This window comes from Sphingobacterium sp. B29, assembly GCF_001952815.1.
In the GTDB taxonomy this organism is placed as follows: domain Bacteria; phylum Bacteroidota; class Bacteroidia; order Sphingobacteriales; family Sphingobacteriaceae; genus Sphingobacterium; species Sphingobacterium siyangense.
In genome coordinates this window covers 277,347-294,945 of the sequence record NZ_CP019158.1, presented here as the reverse complement: position 1 = coordinate 294,945, position 17,599 = coordinate 277,347, and the positions used below count along the sequence as shown (strand labels likewise).

At 35.4% G+C, this 17,599-nt stretch carries 15 protein-coding genes; 9 read left to right on the top strand and 6 right to left on the bottom strand.

Going from position 1 to position 17,599, the window contains the following annotated elements; all coding sequences use genetic code 11:
• Positions 1-47 precede the first annotated feature (47 nt).
• The 6 genes from BV902_RS01300 (at position 48) to BV902_RS01280 (ending at position 3,252) form a co-directional block, all read left to right on the top strand.
• Positions 48-518, top strand: a complete 471-nt coding sequence (locus BV902_RS01300; protein WP_075990432.1) for a gliding motility lipoprotein GldH — start codon at positions 48-50, stop codon at positions 516-518.
• Positions 515-1,138 (top strand): tetraacyldisaccharide 4'-kinase, encoded by a 624-nt coding sequence (gene lpxK / locus BV902_RS28345; RefSeq protein WP_083663422.1) that lies wholly within the window; start codon positions 515-517, stop codon positions 1,136-1,138. Before BV902_RS01300 ends, lpxK begins: the two co-directional genes overlap by 4 nt.
• Positions 1,095-1,565 (top strand): tetraacyldisaccharide 4'-kinase, encoded by a 471-nt coding sequence (locus tag BV902_RS28340; protein ID WP_083663421.1) that lies wholly within the window; start codon positions 1,095-1,097, stop codon positions 1,563-1,565. The genes lpxK and BV902_RS28340 overlap by 44 nt, the downstream gene beginning before the upstream one ends.
• Positions 1,566-1,716: 151 nt before the next feature.
• Entirely contained in the window at positions 1,717-2,085 is a 369-nt protein-coding gene (locus tag BV902_RS01290; protein WP_145328250.1) for a hypothetical protein, read from the top strand.
• A gap of 302 nt (positions 2,086-2,387) precedes the next feature.
• On the top strand, positions 2,388-2,771 hold the full coding sequence (locus BV902_RS01285) for a hypothetical protein (RefSeq protein WP_075990430.1): 384 nt from the start codon (positions 2,388-2,390) through the stop codon (positions 2,769-2,771).
• Positions 2,772-2,835: 64 nt separating this feature from the next.
• Positions 2,836-3,252: a hypothetical protein gene (locus BV902_RS01280; RefSeq protein WP_075990429.1), complete on the top strand. Its 417-nt coding sequence runs from the start codon at positions 2,836-2,838 to the stop codon at positions 3,250-3,252.
• A gap of 147 nt (positions 3,253-3,399) precedes the next feature.
• Here the strand turns inward: BV902_RS01280 and dnaA are convergent, their stop codons facing one another.
• Both dnaA and dxs read right to left on the bottom strand, forming a co-directional pair.
• Entirely contained in the window at positions 3,400-4,824 is a 1,425-nt protein-coding gene (gene dnaA / locus BV902_RS01275) for a chromosomal replication initiator protein DnaA (protein WP_046672557.1), read from the bottom strand.
• A gap of 550 nt (positions 4,825-5,374) precedes the next feature.
• Positions 5,375-7,303, bottom strand: coding sequence for a 1-deoxy-D-xylulose-5-phosphate synthase (gene dxs / locus BV902_RS01270; protein WP_075990428.1), 1,929 nt, complete (start codon positions 7,301-7,303; stop codon positions 5,375-5,377).
• Positions 7,304-7,463: 160 nt separating this feature from the next.
• On the opposite strand from dxs, the gene BV902_RS01265 reads away from it, so the two are divergent.
• The gene (locus BV902_RS01265; RefSeq protein ID WP_075990427.1) at positions 7,464-8,252 is read left to right on the top strand and encodes a segregation and condensation protein A; all 789 of its coding nucleotides are present in this window, start codon (positions 7,464-7,466) and stop codon (positions 8,250-8,252) included.
• Positions 8,253-8,285: 33 nt separating this feature from the next.
• Here the strand turns inward: BV902_RS01265 and thiL are convergent, their stop codons facing one another.
• Together thiL and nadA are read right to left on the bottom strand one after the other, a co-directional pair.
• Positions 8,286-9,338 carry a thiamine-phosphate kinase gene (gene thiL / locus BV902_RS01260; RefSeq protein WP_075990426.1) on the bottom strand — a complete coding sequence of 351 codons (1,053 nt, stop codon included), beginning with the start codon at positions 9,336-9,338 and terminating at the stop codon, positions 8,286-8,288.
• Positions 9,339-9,567: 229 nt separating this feature from the next.
• Positions 9,568-10,563: a quinolinate synthase NadA gene (nadA, locus tag BV902_RS01255; protein ID WP_075990425.1), complete on the bottom strand. Its 996-nt coding sequence runs from the start codon at positions 10,561-10,563 to the stop codon at positions 9,568-9,570.
• A gap of 3,140 nt (positions 10,564-13,703) precedes the next feature.
• On the opposite strand from nadA, the gene nadB reads away from it, so the two are divergent.
• Both nadB and BV902_RS01245 read left to right on the top strand, forming a co-directional pair.
• Positions 13,704-15,296, top strand: a complete 1,593-nt coding sequence (gene nadB, locus BV902_RS01250; protein ID WP_075990424.1) for an L-aspartate oxidase — start codon at positions 13,704-13,706, stop codon at positions 15,294-15,296.
• Positions 15,297-15,301: 5 nt separating this feature from the next.
• Positions 15,302-15,808 (top strand): gamma carbonic anhydrase family protein, encoded by a 507-nt coding sequence (locus BV902_RS01245; RefSeq protein WP_075990423.1) that lies wholly within the window; start codon positions 15,302-15,304, stop codon positions 15,806-15,808.
• Between the two features lie 49 nt (positions 15,809-15,857).
• Here BV902_RS01245 and BV902_RS01240 read toward each other — a convergent pair whose 3' ends face one another.
• Positions 15,858-17,282, bottom strand: a complete 1,425-nt coding sequence (locus BV902_RS01240; RefSeq protein WP_443019320.1) for an Ig-like domain-containing protein — start codon at positions 17,280-17,282, stop codon at positions 15,858-15,860.
• Positions 17,191-17,538, bottom strand: a complete 348-nt coding sequence (locus BV902_RS27920) for an Ig-like domain-containing protein (RefSeq protein ID WP_237241903.1) — start codon at positions 17,536-17,538, stop codon at positions 17,191-17,193. The genes BV902_RS01240 and BV902_RS27920 overlap by 92 nt, the downstream gene beginning before the upstream one ends.
• Between the last annotated feature and the right edge of the window lie 61 nt (positions 17,539-17,599).

Below are 17,599 nucleotides of genomic sequence, written 5' to 3'. Positions count from 1 at the left end.
ATATGCCTAATTTTAACCCATTAGGCATATTCTTTTTATAAATAAACATGAAACTCAAAAGCTCTCCTTTCCTGATTGGTTTGTTATGTATTGGCATAGGGTGTTCTTGTGACCAAACTTTTGTCATAAATGAAAATAAACCCATTGATAATAAAGCTTGGCTGAATACATCACCGCCTAGTTTTCAATTTCATATCAGCGACAAGACCAAACGATATGACGTATTGATGGATGTCCGTCATACACCGGAATATGCTTTTTCCAATCTTTTTGTACTTATTTACCAACGAGGCCCAGGTAAAAAGCAATATACTTTTCGTAAAGAAATAAAAATGGCCAGACCGGATGGAAAATGGCTCGGAAAATCCTCCGGTAGCTTGTATAACAATCAATCCATCATCCATAAAGATTACCTATTTCCGGATACAGGAATTTATACGATTTCCATCGAACAGAACATGAAAGAAAATCCGTTGAAAGAAATCACAGACGTAGGGTTAACCGTTGTTCCAAAATGATACGCTTATTACGATATCTATTATTTCCTTTTACCATCATCTATGCCCTTGTGGTGTGGATAAGAAATCGATTATATGATTTTAAGCTGCTTCCATCGCGGTCTTTTGACATTCCAACCGTTGTTATAGGAAATCTTGCCGTAGGTGGTACAGGAAAAAGCCCAATGACTGAATTTGTAGTCTCAAGTCTTAAAGACCACTTTAAAACGGCAATACTCAGTCGAGGATATGGACGTAGCACCAAAGGTTTCTTTTTGGTACAGACGGATTCATCGGCTACGGATGTCGGTGATGAACCCTTACAGTTCAAAAACAAATTTCCAGCGATCACAGTTGCGGTTTGTGAGGATCGTTGTACTGGAGTTGAAAAACTTCAGTCAACTCATCAACTTATTATTCTGGACGACGCTTATCAACACCGAAAATTATCGCCTCTTTTCAATATATTATTATTTGATTTTTTATCATTTTCTCACCCTATGTTCGTATTTCCCACAGGAAACTTTAGGGATCTCCTTATGGAGGCTAAACGCGCACAGATCATAACGATTACGAAATGTCCTATTGATCTTTCTAATGAGCAAAAAAAAACGGATAGAAAACAAAATCAGGTATTATAACAAAGAAGCTTTAATAGTATTTAGCTATATCGACTATCTTGAACCCATCAATAGTAAAGGAAATCTAATCGATGTCAAAGGCAAAGATATTATTTTGGTTACGGGTATTGCTAAACCTCAACCCTTAGTAGATTATCTCCAAAACAAAACCAATTCAATCCAACACATTTCCTTTAAAGATCATCATTCTTTTACTGAATCGGATATCAATCAAATTGCAAAATCTTACCACGATCTGGCGAGCAGCAAAAAGATCGTATTGACAACTGAAAAGGACTTTCAGCGACTAAAACCTTTTAAACAGCAATTTACTGCAATTGATTTGGCTTATCTGCCGATCGGTCTTCAATTTCACGACCCTATCCAACAGGAAATATTCCATGAAAGGCTATATAATGCAGTGGCTCAAAGTGTTAATCAACCTTAAATTTTGTTAAGATCAGATGCTATACTAAACTTTTTCATCAAATTTATATTCTATATGTAAACAGAGAATCTCAAAAGTTTTCGCTCTGTCTATAATGAACAAATTGAGTGTATACCCGATATTCGGCACTCATGATATAAACTATACAAAGATGAAAAAGAAAATTTTAATGGCAGTAGCTTGTCTATTTTTAAGTGCTACAGGAGTTTTTGCCCAACAACGTCAGCAACGTAGTCCTGAAGAACAAGCTAAAATGCGCGTAGAGCATTTAGACAAATTATTAAGCCTAAATCAAACGCAAAAAGATTCGATCTATAACCTTACATTAAGTCAGGCTCAACAACGGGCTGCTCTTCGAAATGATGGTGGAGATCGAAAAGCGAGTATGGAAAAATTTAAGCAGCTTCAGGAAATACAAACAACCAAAATCAAATCATGGCTTACTCCAGACCAAGCTAAGCTATTTGACGAACAACAAGAAAAAATGAAAGAAAGAATGTCTAAACGTTCCGACAATTAATAAAGCTATCTTAGAAAAGGCCTTGTTTTTTGACAAGGCCTTTTTTATGTCACGTTCAGTTCTATTCTGACGTTGTCATCACAATTAAGCTCGTCTAACTTTATCGATCCTGTTAACAGTGCAATAACAGCGATATCATCAATTTTTGCATTTCACATCACATATCAAAACCCGTATTTCAATGAATTACAATCAGTTAATGTTAAAACTTTGTTAAAGTAACATAGTTGATACAATATAAATACCCTTTCCGAGTTTTTATAGCAAGATCGTTTAATTGTAACTTTTTAAATACAATAGATATGAAAAAGCTAATTTTAACAGGAATAGGATTTTGTTTGACGCTTAGCCTGACGTTTGCACAACAGGGTAGTCCCGAGGATGCAGCTGCTAAAGCAACGACTGAACTTGTACAGAAACTGCATCTGAATGATGAGCAAAAAACTGCGGTATCAACCATTCTATTGGATCAGGTAAAAGCAGAACAGACAATAGTAAAAGATACTGGGTCTTCTCCTCAAGCGAAAAGCGAAGCACTTAATAAGCTACAGACTGAAGTAGATACCAAAGTCAGTCAATTACTTACCGAAGATCAGAAATCGCTTTATCAAAAAGTCATAACTGAAAGACCAGCTAAAGGCGTGCCGACCACAGCTGAGCCTACGAAAACTGAATCTGGTCAATAATCGACAACAAAGTAAAATTAGGTAGCAGAAAAACATTGAATAATTTCATCTAAAATTGAACATCATGAAAAAGTTATTTTTAGCAGGCATAGGTTTCTTTCTAGCGATGGGCCTAACATTTGCACAACAAACACAAACAACACCGGAAGAAAATGCAACAAAGGTAGTGACTGAATTAGTCACAAAGCTGACATTAAATGACGAGCAGAAAACTGCGGTATCAACAATCGTATTGGATCAAGAAAAGGCTATAGCGGCTGTCATTCAGGACTCGACGACTAAGGTTGACGTCAAAAAGGAGAATATTGCCAAAATACAGGTTGAGTCAGATACTAAAATAGCACAGTTGCTAACAGATGAACAAAAAGTTGCTTATCAGAAATATGTAACTGAGCGACCTCCGGTAAACATTCCGGCAACACAAGAAACAACAGAACAAAAAGAATCCGGTAACGGACAGAGCAATCAACAACAACAATAACCATTCGAGAACGAATGAAAAGCCTCTGGATATGTAATGGCATATCCAGAGGCTTTTTTATGCCTTACAGGGCCTTAAATACATTAAAAAAGGGCTGTCCAAGTAATATGGACAGCCCTTCTAGTGCTTTACTTACGATAATTGACATTAAGATTTTAATTTTTTCATAATGTCACTTACATAAGTTTTAAATTTCTTGTCAGTTTCAATTAAATCCTCTACGGTTTGACAGGCATAAATGACTGTCGAGTGGTCTCTTCCTCCGAAGAATGCTCCGATCGATTTTAGTGAAGATTTGGTATGTGCTTTTGCTAGGTACATCGAAATTTGCCTGGCCTGCACGATTTCACGCTTTCTAACTTTCGATTTAACCATATCCACAGGAACTTCAAAATATTCACAGACTAATTTTTGAATAAAGTCCATTGAAATTTCCTTATGGGTATTCTTCACAAAATTCTTCAACATCGATTTTGCTAAGCCCAAATCGATCTCTTTTTTGTTCAAAGTAGACTGAGCCAATAATGAAACCATGGCTCCTTCCAATTCACGAACGCTGTTATCGATCTGTGTTGCGACGTATTCCACTACATTTTCAGGTAAATCAATACCATCGGAATACATCTTCTTCTTCAAAATTGCCATTCTCGTCTCAAGATCAGGAATCTGAATATCTGCAGATAATCCCCATTTAAAACGACTAAGCAAACGTTCCTCCAAACCAGCTAAATCCTTAGGTGCTTTGTCTGAAGTCAAAATAATTTGCTTTCCAGATTGATGCAAATGATTAAAAATATGGAAGAAAATATCCTGTGTTTTTTCTTTACCGGCAAAGTTATGTACATCATCCATAATGATGACATCCATTGCTTGATAAAAGTTAACGAAATCATTGATTGTATTATTTTTCAATGAATCCACAAACTGCTGACAGAATTTCTCACAAGACACATAAATGACCAGTTTATCGGGAAGATTTCTCTTGATTTCATTTCCGATTGCTTGGGCAAGGTGTGTCTTTCCCAAACCAACATCACCATAAATCATCAAAGGGTTGAATGAAGTACCTCCCGGCTTATTCGCTACAGCATAACCTGCTGAACGAGCAAGACGATTACATTCACCTTCGATAAAATTTTCGAATGTGTAGTTTTGATTCAATTGCGGATCAACCTGCAATTTTTTCAATCCAGGAATAACAAATGGATTTTTGATATCTCTATTTAAAGATACCGGTACAGGGATAGATTGTCTTTTCCCTTCTGCTCCATTGCCATTCGATGGAAGATTAGTCGTATAGGGATGAGAAGCTGAAGACTTCTCCACTACAATATTGTATTCCAATCTACCTTGTTCTCCTAAAAATTTCTTTACGGTCTTACGAAGAATTCCTACATAGTGTTCTTCCAGCCACTCATAAAAAAATAAGCTAGGCACTTGAATAGTCAAAACGTCACCCTCCAAACGGACTGCTTTCACAGGTTCAAACCAGGTCTTGAAACTTTGCGCTGGTATATTATCTTTGATAATCGAAAGACAATTATTCCAGACACTTGAATACGTTTTTTCCATTCTAAAATTGTTAATAAGTTGATTTACAATACGCGACAAAAAATATGTTGATAACTTTCTCTGAGAACGAAGATGACAAAAAAATATCAGCTAAAAAACTAAAATATAAAATAATTAATAAACCATTATATATCAGATATTTACTATGTAAAATTGTGGAAAACTAGCGCTAAAATTGATCTCTAAAAATAATTATTAACATTCCAAATTTATTTGAAAAAAAAGAACAAAAAAAGTAGCAAACTAACTACGTCTCAGTCCTTAAGGTCTAAATCTAAATTAACCAAAATAATAGCTAATTACAATCTTTAGTTCATATATTTTTAATATTAAATTTATAAGAATTTAAAGCCAACTTAACATCATTGCTAATGGACGATTCAACTTATTTATGTCCAACTGTAAAACAAAAATCTTTATAATTTATCCGAAAGAAAAAAACATATTGTAACATATGAGATTAATTGTGAGCTCCAAAAAAAGCTATACTATAGAAACAAAAAAGGAGGTCCATATGGATCTCCTTTTTTGTTTCTATAGTATATAACTTTTATCCGACCATTGAACTGGTCAATTTTCCATTACAAAGTTTTTTAGCTTCTGCTATGATCGCATTCGCATCGTAGTGGGCATTCTTCCACTGTGCATTTTGTTCAGCATGCTCAATGATCTTATCCGGAATACCTAAACGAACCACTTGGCTATGATATCCGTGATCTGCCATAAACTCCAATACAGCGGAACCTATTCCCCCTTGTAAACTTCCATCTTCAACCGTGATAATTTTATCAAACTTTTTAAAGACCTGATGGAGTAAGACTTCATCTAATGGTTTAGCAAATCGAAGATCATAATGTGCTGGGTGTATCCCTAATTCATTCAACTGCTGTACCGCTTTAACGGCTTCATTTCCTATAGCGCCAAAGCTCAATATAGCAAGCTCTTCCCCATCTGTTATAAGACGTCCTTTTCCAATTTCAATTTCCGTAAACGGGCGACGCCAGTCTGGCATAACACCATTTCCTCTAGGATATCTAATAACAAATGGACCTTTATTGGGTAACTGAGCTGTATACATTAAATTTCGTAACTCTTCCTCATTCATCGGCGCAGAAACCGTCATATTTGGAACACAGCGCATAAATGCGATATCATAAGCTCCATGGTGTGTCGCACCATCCGCTCCTACCACGCCCGCACGGTCTAAACAGAAAACGACGTTCAGATTTTGCAATGCAACATCATGGATTACCTGATCATAGGCCCGTTGCATAAACGATGAATAAATATTACAAAATGGCAATAGTCCCTGAGTTGCAAGTCCAGCACTGAAAGTAACAGCATGTTGTTCAGCAATACCGACATCAAATGCACGCTCAGGCATAGCTTTCATCATAATATTCATGGAAGAACCGGATGGCATTGCAGGTGTTATACCCACAATCTTATCATTCGCTTCTGCAAGCTCCACCAAGGTATGTCCAAAGACATCCTGAAATTTGGGAGCCACCGGTTTATCATTCGAAGACTTCTTGATCTCACCGGTAATTTTATCAAATAAACCTGGAGCGTGCCACTTCGTCTGGTCTTTCTCCGCCAACGCAAAGCCCTTTCCTTTGATAGTGACAGCATGTAATAATTTGGGACCTGGTATGTGTTTAAGATCTTCTAGCGTTTTAGCCAATTTTTTAACATCGTGCCCGTCAACTGGCCCAAAGTATCTAAAATTTAAAGATTCAAATAGATTAGCATTTTTCAGCAAAGTTCCCTTTATGCTTTTTTCAAGCTTTTTGGCAATGCCAAGTGCATTGGGACCAACTTCTGAAATCTTTGTCAATACTGCTGCTATATCGTCTCTAAATCTGTTGTATCGCTTAGAGGTGGTAATGCTTGTCAAATACTCCTTTAATGCACCAACATTCGGATCTATCGACATGCAGTTATCATTTAAGATCACCAAAAGATTTGATTTAGAAATTCCAGCATGATTCAATGCTTCAAATGCCATTCCTCCCGTCAAGGCACCATCACCGATTACAGCAATATGCTGACGGTCTTTCTCGCCTTTTATCTGAGAGGCAACAGCCATACCCAGCGCAGCAGAAATAGATGTTGATGAGTGACCAACACCAAATGCATCGTATTTAGATTCAAAACGGTTCGGAAAGCCCGAAATCCCGTTCTCAATTCTATTTGTATGAAATATATCCCGGCGACCTGTTAGGATTTTATGTCCATAAGCCTGATGACCTACATCCCAGATCAATTGATCGTATGGGGTATTCATTACGTAATGTAACGCCACCGTTAACTCGACGACTCCCAAACTTGCTGCAAAGTGACCACCATTAACCGAAACCTGATCAATAATAAATTGACGTAATTCCTGACTTAACTGTTCTAATTGGTCTTCCTTTAGCTTTTTAAGATCAGAGGGATCGTTTATTTTACTTAATAGTTCTCCAGCCTCAAACTGCATAGTACTGCTATTTACATGATATGTTCGTACAAAGTAACGACAATTTTATTTAATCTTTAAAATTAAATCGCATTTACATATTGAGGTACAACAAATAAAATAATGAATAGTTTGTATCGAAGTTATTCCAAAAGATTTTATATGTAAATTTGTATAAGATATGCAAGTAGAAGAAGGCTACGAAATCAAGCTTCCTCAATTTGAGGGACCTTTTGATTTATTATTATTTTTTATCGAACGGGATGAATTAAATATCCACGATATACCGATTTCAAAGATTACAGATGACTTTTTATCGTATGTGAGCCAAATGCAAGCGCTCAATATGGAAATGGCAAGCGAGTTTATCTTTGTTGCTTCGACATTGATGCGTATTAAAGCTAAAATGCTCTTGCCTCGTCTAGATCTAGATGAAAATGAGAATGAAATCGATCTTAGAGAAGATCTTGTTCAAAAACTTATTCTCTATAAGCAATTTAAAGAGACCTGTGAAGATTTGAGAGTCTTGGAGGAGGATCGTCTCAAACTATACAATCGAGGCAACATACGCTATGATATCCAACAAAGACTAAAATTAGATTCTACCGGAGAAAATTTGGATAGCTTCGACCTTTATAGTCTAATGATGATTTACGAGCAAATGATGTATCAATTCCGTAATCGTCCCCCAGAAGTAACACATACAGTTGTCAAATATCCATACACCATTGAACAACAGAAGAAAGCAATAGCCGAACTAATTGAAATCAATAAAAAATTAGATTTTCAAGAAATTCTTAAAAACTCAGAAAATAAAATACAGTTTGTCTATAACTTTTTAGCAATTCTTGAAATGCTGCAACAGAGATTATTACAGATCGAAGTCGGCTTAGGCTATAACAATTTCAATGTAGGGCAAAGAGATCCAAATGAGGTAGAGGAACTCCGGCTTGAGGAGCAAGAAGCATAAAAAAAGACCTGTTTTGAACAGGTCTTTTTCGTATTAATCTTTTTTCTTAAAAGCATTCCAACCCTGGGCTGTTATCGGATAAAGATTCCCTGATTTGGAAATCATTTCACAGCCTTCAGTACTTGGGGTCATATAACCAATAATGCTAATATCCGGTAAGTTTTTGATTTTATCATGATCAGCCTGAGCTATTGTGAACAGTAGTTCATAATCTTCACCACCATTAAGTGCAGCTACGGTTGGATCAATACCAAATTCCCGCCCCGTATCATAAGTCATCTGATCCAATGGAATCTTTTCCTCATATAATCTGCAACCTTTGTCAGATTGCCTGCAAATATGTAGAATTTCCGATGCAAGCCCGTCTGAAATATCCATCATCGCTGTTGGCTTGATCCCTAGCTTGGCAAATAATTCAATAATGTCTTTCCGGGCTTCAGGTTTCAATTGACGTTCAACGATATAATCCTTTCCCTCTAAATCTGGCTGTACATTGGGATTTTCTAAATAGATATCCTTTTCACGCTCCAAGAGCTGTAAGCCCATATAAGCTGCCCCTAGATCACCAGACACACACAAGAGATCACCTTCCTGCGCACCACTACGATAAACGATCTGATCTGCATCAGCATAACCTATGCTTGTCACAGAAATAACCAAGCCTTGGGCTGAAGCCGAGGTGTCGCCGCCAATTAAGTCGACATTATATTTCTTACAGGCAATCAATGCTCCCTGATAAATCTCTTCTACAGCTTCCAATGGAAATTTTGAGGACAGACCTATTGAAAAGGTAATTTGCGAAGCTATTCCATTCATCGCGTAAATATCGCTCAAATTGACCTGAACAGCTTTGTAACCTAGATGTTTTAACGGAACATATCTAAGATCAAAATGAATCCCTTCCAACAGTAGATCAGTAGATATCAAGGTTTTTTTACCTCCAAAATCTAGAACAGCAGCATCATCGCCAATCCCTTTAATTGTGGATTTTTCTGTTAATTCTACAGCTTTTTTTATATAATCAATCAAACCGAACTCACCCATTTCTTCCAAATTGGTTCGCTCGGTGTTATCAAAATCAAACATGTTAAAAAGTTTAAAAGTTTAATATGGATAATGCCAGCTGATAATCATCTCCCAGAGATATATCCGGATGGCATTACAAAATAAGTTTTACTATAAGACCAATGGCTCCCCTGCTTATACATTAGACTCTTTTCATTGCAGCACATATAAGCGGCTTAATGAAGCTGTTGATGATCATTGAAAACCAATCAGTTATTATCTTGGTTATGATCAAAAATTATGCAAATTTCTATAAGCCTAAACTTGCCGATATTTCCAACATACGTTCAATAGGACGCTGGGCTCTGAGAATAACATCCTCTGGAAGGAGGATTTCGGGCGATTCATACTTCAGACAGTTGTATAGCTTCTCAAGCGTATTAAGCTTCATATGCGGGCAGTCATTACATGCACAGGCATTATTAGGAGGCGCAGGAATAAAAGTCTTATGTGGACTTGCTTTTTGCATTTGGTAGAGAATACCTGATTCTGTAGCAACAATATAAGCTTGGGCCGAATCGGTCTGGGTAAATTTAAGCATGCCCGCAGTCGATCCTACATAATCGGCTATCGCCAGTATATGATCTTCACACTCCGGATGGGCAATAAACTTAGCCTCCGGATGCTCGCTTTTCAAACGATCAATTTTATCTTGAGAAAAAATTTCATGGACCATACATGCACCATTCCAAAGCACAAGATCTCGTCCTGTTTTCTTTTTAACGTATGCTCCGAGATTACGATCGGGGCCAAAAATGATCTTCTGATCCGCTGGCAGGCTCTCTACGATCTGAACAGCGTTACTAGAGGTACATACGATATCGGAAAGCGCTTTCAATTCCGCCGTACAGTTTACATAAGTGATGACCAAATGATCAGGATATTGTTCCTTAAATTTAGCGAAAAGATGCGGTGGGCAAGAATCTGATAGCGAACAACCCGCTTTGGCATCTGGCAGAAGAACCTTTTTCGTTGGTGAAAGTATTTTAGCCGTCTCAGCCATGAAATGTACTCCAGCAAAAACAATTACATCTGCATCAGTTTTCGCAGCTTCCTGGGATAAACCAAGGCTATCTCCTATATAATCCGCTATATCTTGAATTTCAGACTCTTGATAATAGTGAGCCAAGATGACAGCGTTCTTTTCTTTCTTTAACCGTTGGATCTCTTTAATCAAATCCAGTGAGGGATCAATCGGAGCATCGATATAACCTTTTGCTTGAAGCTCATAATTTACAATTTCCATGCGAGTAGTTTCAACTTTTATGAACAGCAAAAATAAGCATTGTTAGATATATAAAAGTCAATTAAAAGCAAATTAATCAGGTCGTGGTAATATACCGCTTGCCTGGATGTGATTCATTATTAGATAATAACAGATAAAATACTGATATAAAGCCTCTTATTAATCAATAATAGATTACAGCGGATCTTCCAAGCTCAGCTTACTGGATAATGTCAGTTTTGAAATTTGATCGAACAACTGCAACTGTTGCCCAATTAAATGATCTTGCAGCACTGACAGCGAAATACCTATTAAAAAATACAAAACAAACGTTTATAAGTATTAATAGTTAAATTAATTTATATAAAGTTTAATTACACAATATTACGCCCATATAAACTCTTTTAGACTTGAATATTTAGGAAACTATTCAAACTCTTCATTTATAGCAAAAGCTGAAGGGGTTTATTTCACATTATTTCGATCTTCGAAAATCAGTTTCATCCAGATCCAACCTTCATAGCCTAAGGAACGTTTTTAGGCATATTACAAAACAATGAAAAATATAGCACAAAAGGAAGCTTTATTTATTAACATTTCTGCTTAAAAAACGTTTTTAAGCTCATATAGGAGAGATTAATGGATTCTGGATTGATCTAAAATTTTATATTAAATTCTCAGCGGGTTTATTTTGTAAAATTGGAGCAAACTGTAGGTGCCTGCAGCATTGAACGCCTACAAAATATCTTCGAAAACAAAATAAACGCTCTGAGAATCGTCTATAGCATATTGTATCATTACCTTCCCTAAATATGCCATTCTAATCGCAAATATTTGAAGTTTATATATTTTCTGTTTACCAACCACAAACAGCAACGAAGGCCAGAATTGGGCGAAAATCTAATTTCAGCAATAAAAATACGTCAGAGACAATCAATACAAAACAATAATCTGGAATAAGCGCTGTTACATTTTCGTATAAAAATACTAGCAGCTTGTAGAAATGAATATAGGAATGTAGCGAGGTAAATTTACGCTAATTCAGGGTCAATAGCGTTGAATCAAATAGTTCAAATAAACCCTATAAGAATTGAATATTTATAAGAAAATCTAAAAGAGTCGAGTAGAAGCGAATCTAAAAGAGACTAATTCGCGGAAATTGAAATAAACAACTAAATGACACGTACAACATCCAAAATAAAGTGGATGAGAATTAAATATTGGCCACCATAAGCTAAGATTGTGCATTTATCTAATTCTAAGAGGGTTTGATAAAATTTTTACAATTTAATTTTACAAAATTTAAGAATCAATGATGAATTCTGCCAAAATAAAATCAATTATACCTAGTATCCGGATAAAAATCCAGTAAATAGCCCCCTCAAAGCTCAATATAACAAAATCGGAACGTATATCCGGCTAGACCGAGCATTTAGCGATAATTATCGAATAAATTACAAAAAAACAGTAAATAAAACTTAAAAGTAATTAATTAATATAAGAACGAAATTTAAATTCTTAAAAAAATATAAATTCTCAAATTTATATTAAATTTGGTGAACTAAACCGCTTCATACTTAAATAGATAAATAATATTAAAAGATAACACTGAATATGGGATTGACAAAACAATTTCAATGCAAGTTAGTCGCTTAGAATTAAATATTCAAAACAAACAGCGAAAGAAGTCAATATATTCAATCTATAAGAGCTTTATTTTAGAAAAATACGCCCTGAGAATGATATAAAAAGATTCTTTATAACAATGATCCAGAATATTCGAATCTCACAGATCCAAATTTGGATAATTACTCCATCTAATGGATGTTGGGCTGCAAATATAGTAAGATTGTTTGTTCTACAATAAATTATTTGAAGAAATTATTTGCAATCCAACATTATAAACAAGCTAATCTTAAAATTTCACTTAGATCGCAAGCAGTTCACCATTTAAACGCATAGAATGCAATAAAAAGCACTGAAAACAAATTTTGTAAAAATATCCAATTTTGAGCGGGTTTATTTTCAAACAATAACCTTGAGATTCTGTTTAAAATTCAATTACGCCAAAACCAAACGGATATTATAGCCAATCCGAATACAATAACCCGATCAGGAATAAAAAATTCCAATAAGCATTACCGTTCATTTTGAAAAATTTGCTGATAAAGTTATAAAAATTCCGTACTCAAATTTTAACTCGTTGACAAGACCATATTCAAATATTTTTTTAAAAAAAAAGCAAATAAGCAAACCTAAAGCGACTTAAAATCCAAATAGTAAAATCAACTAAATTGCCTTTTTCAAAGAAATTTTTAAAGCATAGATTAGTAGCTATTAGAATTCAATAAAAGAATTTATCTCGTTGAAAGCCAGAAATATTGATATCTCATAGCACGAAAATGAAAGTCAAACCTTTTCTTTATCGATTTCCATCAGTTACAATCCGATAAAATTGAAATAAGATCCCATAAGGGAAAATATCCAAGTATAAAACGGCTTAAATGAATTTTTTCTTAAAAAAATTATAAATAACGCGCTGAAATTACTTTAAATCCATATGTAAAAAAAAATAAAATAAATATCCGATCCTAAAGCGCTTTAAAAGTCAATAGGAAATTAAAAAAATAATATAAACTCAATTAGAATTAAATATTTCAATAGGGGACTCCATAATTCCCGGATATCGAAACCTAACGGGCTCTAATCGAACTTGACAAAACTAAAAAAAGATTTTCGAACGTATTCCACAATCTTTTTTTTTCAATAAATACTAATTATTTAAAATAGAAAATCTCTTATTGTTTATTATGGTGTGGAAAAGTGGTATAAATTAGGTTATTTCAATTTTGATTTTAGGTTTTTAAAGAGTTTTCAACAATTTTTCAACAGGATTTATCTATTAAAGAGCTGATTTCTAAAATTCTAATTTATCGCATTTTTTATTTTCCATATATTTTTGTTGAATAGTTTTTGTTTAGAAAATGTGGAAATCTATGGATTTTTGTGCGGAAAAATTTTAGAAATAAGGCTTCAAAATAGGGGATTTGTGAATTGTTAAATACTTTTCATTTTTATTTAACCTTTTATTTACACGTTTTCCACATTTTTCGTTAATTTGAATCGTCACTTTTGGGGATAGTTTGTGAATTTTAATTTATATGGCAGATAGAAAGGTAGATTTTTTGGTCATTGGATCAGGTATTGCTGGATTGAGCTTTGCTTTAAAGGCATCGAAATTCGGTAAAGTATTGATAGTCACTAAGTCCAATGAGGATGAGTCTAATACAAAATATGCGCAAGGGGGAGTGGCTGCCGTTGTGGATAAGTCAGATAGCTTTGAAAAGCATATCATTGATACTCAGATTGCTGGGGATGGTTTATGCGATGTTGAAATTGTGGAAAACGTAGTAAGAGAAGCACCGGAACGGATAGCAGAACTTATTTCATATGGGACATCATTTGACAAGGAGGAATCGGGCTTGTATGACCTGGCAAAAGAGGGGGGACATTCAGCTCATCGTATTTTACATTATAAAGATATAACTGGTTACGAAATAGAGCGTGCATTATTGGCTCAAGCACATAGTGATCCCAATGTTGAAATTGTAACACATTACTTTGCCATTGATTTGATTACACAGCATCATCTGGGTGAGTACGTGGATAAAAATAGGGAAGACATTACCTGTTATGGAATTTACGCTTTTAATACCTCATCACATTTAGTAGATCAGATTTTGAGTAAGGTCACCGTGATGGCCTCTGGCGGAGCCGGTCATGTTTATTCAAGTACAACAAATCCAACTATCGCGACTGGAGATGGTATAGCAATGGTGTATCGGGCAAAAGGTAAGGTACGTAATATGGAGTTTATGCAATTTCACCCTACTTCTTTATATAATCCAAAGGATTCGCCTGCATTTTTGGTATCCGAAGCTGTACGTGGATTTGGGGGGATTTTAAGGAGGGTCAATGGTGAATCTTTTATGGAGGAGTACGATGAACGTGCTTCTTTGGCACCAAGAGACATCGTTGCTAGAGCTATTGATGCCGAGATGAAGAAATCAGGTATAGATTATGTTTACCTCGATATTACGCATCGGGATAAACAGGATATTATCAAGCATTTTCCAAACATTTATGAAAAGTGCCTTTCGATCGGGCTGGATATGGCGAAGGATTTTATACCAGTTACACCGGCGGCCCATTACCTCTGCGGGGGTATCTATGTCGATGATTTTGGACGCAGTAGCCTTGTTAATTTATATGCTTGCGGTGAATGTTCTTCTACTGGACTACATGGTGCAAACAGATTGGCTTCTAATTCACTTCTTGAAGCACTTGTTTATGCGCATCGTATTTTCTTAGACGCCACAAAGTCGATAGGATTGATTAACCATATTGTTGACGTTCCGGAATGGGATGATTCTAAAACTTCACTTTCAAATGAGGATATTTTAGTAAGTCATAATTTGCGCGAATGCCAAAAGATTATGAGTGACTATGTTGGTATTGTGCGTTCCGATTTTAGGCTGGAAAGAGCCCTAAAGCGTTTACATTTATTGTATGAGGAGACAGAAGAATTCTATCGAAATACCAGGCTTTCTGTTAAATTGTGTGAATTGCGTAATGTTATTCAAGTAGCTTATATTGTGACAAAATCAGCTATGTTGAGGAAAGAAAGTAGGGGATTGCATTATACAACGGACTACCCGAAACATTCGGAAGTACTACAGGATACAATTTTTTAAGGAATATGGCACTTATTTTACCTGTTTTGGATAAATCTCCATTGATAGCCGAAGAATGCTTCTTAGCACCTAATTCAACGATTGTAGGCGATGTAGAGATTGGGCATCACTGTTCGGTATGGTTTAACGCTGTAATACGTGGAGATGTCAATTATATTCGTATTGGTAATTATACGAATATTCAAGATGGTGCTGTTATACATTGTACCTATAAGAAATGCGGTACAACGATTGGAAATTATGTAAGTATAGGCCACCAGGCTATGGTACATGGATGTATTTTGGAAGACCATGTGCTCATTGGTATGGGAGCTATCGTTATGGATAATGCTATTGTTGAATCGAATGTTATTGTAGCAGCTGGAGCAGTGGTGTTAGAAAACACCCGCTGTGAATCGGGATTTCTATATGCCGGGGTACCTGCGAAAAAGATAAAGGCACTTACTGAAGAGCAGAAAGATCTATTGCAGCAGCTACCACATAATTATGTTCTGTATAGCTCTTGGTTTTAGCTTAATCGAATTAGCAATATTTTAAATTATTATTTTAGAATGGCCTCACTTATTCTTTTTTGAGGCCATTCAATGAAAAGCTATCTTTTTGTTCCCAATTAGCACGTATCGTAAATACTTTATTTAGATATATTACAGGTTCCGGAAAGGTTTTCTTTTCGACATCTCCGGTATCCCAGATTCCATTATCATTGTCGTCGCGAATTACACGTATGCTATACTTTCCTCCTGGATACTGTTTGTATACGACGGTCGGATTGTTCATGTTTATTTTGTCGACGCGATAGACTTTATCTTTTTTCTCATTGATTAGCTCTACCAGATATGTGGTATTGCTATCTAGATCTGTAAAATCAAATGTCAGATCCCCATAGTTTTCACTATCGTCATAAGTCAAATCCAGCTTTTTCTCTTTATTTTGCTCGCCAAAATAGCCTGTTATGGCGCCTTCTGTAAACTCAATTTGGTACTTTTTATCTTTTCTCCAATTATATCGAATATGGTAGATATTGGTATTCGCTGTATCAACGGCAAGTTGGTAATTGGTTCGGACCAATGAGTCCTCTTTGAATTTCAACTTGGTTTTATCGATATTCTTGATCGGTGTAAATGCAGATACCTGAAGGTGTGTAATCCGATCGACTCGCCCATTATTTGGGGTAAAAATTGGCTCAATTGTCTGCTCTATTTTTACATTCCCTTTTCTGATTAGAATGGTGTCCAATGGTTTTTCATTTTCTGTCAGAACTAACTTTAGGGAGTCTATTTTTAAATTTGGAATAAACAAAGTAGCGGAGTCTGATGTATTTGAAAAGCGTACTATTTTATCCTTGTTGTTTACTTCATCATTTAGGATATTGAGTTTGGGTTTGTCCACTCGCCTGTTAAAAATAAGTAGTATACTTCCATTTTTTTCAAATTTCTTCTCTTGCGTTCTAAACTTTTTTGGGGTTCCTTTGAATATCTCCAAATTGATATTGTTTAAGTCCCGCGTTAGCACGATAGAGTCTTTTAGGAAACCTATTTCTTCATCAGCGCCATTATAGATCCTATCATTGTTCTTTTCTTGAAGTGCGTAAATGCGATAGGTTCCTTCTCTTAAATTGTTTAGTTTGTAATTGCCTGCAGTATCCGTTGTCGTAAATATATTCGCTTTCTTCTTCCCGAAAATGGAGTCTTGGCTAATTGGGATCAATAAGACTTTAACATCTTTTTGGACCTCTTTGGTCACAGCGCTTTTTACATTACCGGATATACTGAGTGAATCTATTTTGTCTCCTGTTGCGAATACATAAGCATAATTGACCAGTGCATTTCCTGCATTATAGTCGACTAGTCCTTTACCGAAATATATGCTGTAAGTTGTATTTTTTTCTAGGGAATCAGGTAAGGTAATTTCTAGATTTTTTTTTCTTGACCTTGAATTCTGGGTTACTCCCCATGTCTGGTGTGATACTAAATTCTTTTTGTTGATTTGCCAGTTTGATATATTCGTCGAAAGTGATAACTATTTTTTTTGCTGTAAAATTCTTCGAAAAATTCGTAGGGCTTTCCAGTAGTATTTTCGGCGGAATGGAATCTTTTGGTCCTCCCGTAGGTTGCTGTATGCTTGCACATTGTATAGACAAGCCAATAAGCATAATAAACATGCTTAAAATAAGTAATCTTGTTTTTAAGCTACTTTTTAGCCTTTTTGAACCACTTTTATTTTCTCTTAAAGAAGTTGTCATAAAAAATAGAATATTGTCTTAAATCGCTTATTTTAAGCTATGTAATGTTTATTATGTAAAT

What these genes read in the sequence shown, in the direction of transcription:
- nadA (WP_075990425.1), bottom strand. Translation starts at nt 10,563, where the DNA reads ATGGAAATTGTAAATTATGAGCTTCAAGCAAAAGGTTATATCGATGCT.
- lpxK (WP_083663422.1), top strand. Translation starts at nt 515, where the DNA reads ATGATACGCTTATTACGATATCTATTATTTCCTTTTACCATCATCTAT.
- BV902_RS01265 (WP_075990427.1), top strand. Translation starts at nt 7,464, where the DNA reads ATGCAAGTAGAAGAAGGCTACGAAATCAAGCTTCCTCAATTTGAGGGA.
- dnaA (WP_046672557.1), bottom strand. Translation starts at nt 4,824, where the DNA reads ATGGAAAAAACGTATTCAAGTGTCTGGAATAATTGTCTTTCGATTATC.
- thiL (WP_075990426.1), bottom strand. Translation starts at nt 9,338, where the DNA reads ATGTTTGATTTTGATAACACCGAGCGAACCAATTTGGAAGAAATGGGT.
- BV902_RS01290 (WP_145328250.1), top strand. Translation starts at nt 1,717, where the DNA reads ATGAAAAAGAAAATTTTAATGGCAGTAGCTTGTCTATTTTTAAGTGCT.
- dxs (WP_075990428.1), bottom strand. Translation starts at nt 7,303, where the DNA reads ATGCAGTTTGAGGCTGGAGAACTATTAAGTAAAATAAACGATCCCTCT.
- BV902_RS28340 (WP_083663421.1), top strand. Translation starts at nt 1,095, where the DNA reads ATGAGCAAAAAAAAACGGATAGAAAACAAAATCAGGTATTATAACAAA.
- BV902_RS01280 (WP_075990429.1), top strand. Translation starts at nt 2,836, where the DNA reads ATGAAAAAGTTATTTTTAGCAGGCATAGGTTTCTTTCTAGCGATGGGC.
- BV902_RS01300 (WP_075990432.1), top strand. Translation starts at nt 48, where the DNA reads ATGAAACTCAAAAGCTCTCCTTTCCTGATTGGTTTGTTATGTATTGGC.
- BV902_RS01285 (WP_075990430.1), top strand. Translation starts at nt 2,388, where the DNA reads ATGAAAAAGCTAATTTTAACAGGAATAGGATTTTGTTTGACGCTTAGC.
- BV902_RS27920 (WP_237241903.1), bottom strand. Translation starts at nt 17,538, where the DNA reads ATGACAACTTCTTTAAGAGAAAATAAAAGTGGTTCAAAAAGGCTAAAA.
- BV902_RS01245 (WP_075990423.1), top strand. Translation starts at nt 15,302, where the DNA reads ATGGCACTTATTTTACCTGTTTTGGATAAATCTCCATTGATAGCCGAA.
- nadB (WP_075990424.1), top strand. Translation starts at nt 13,704, where the DNA reads ATGGCAGATAGAAAGGTAGATTTTTTGGTCATTGGATCAGGTATTGCT.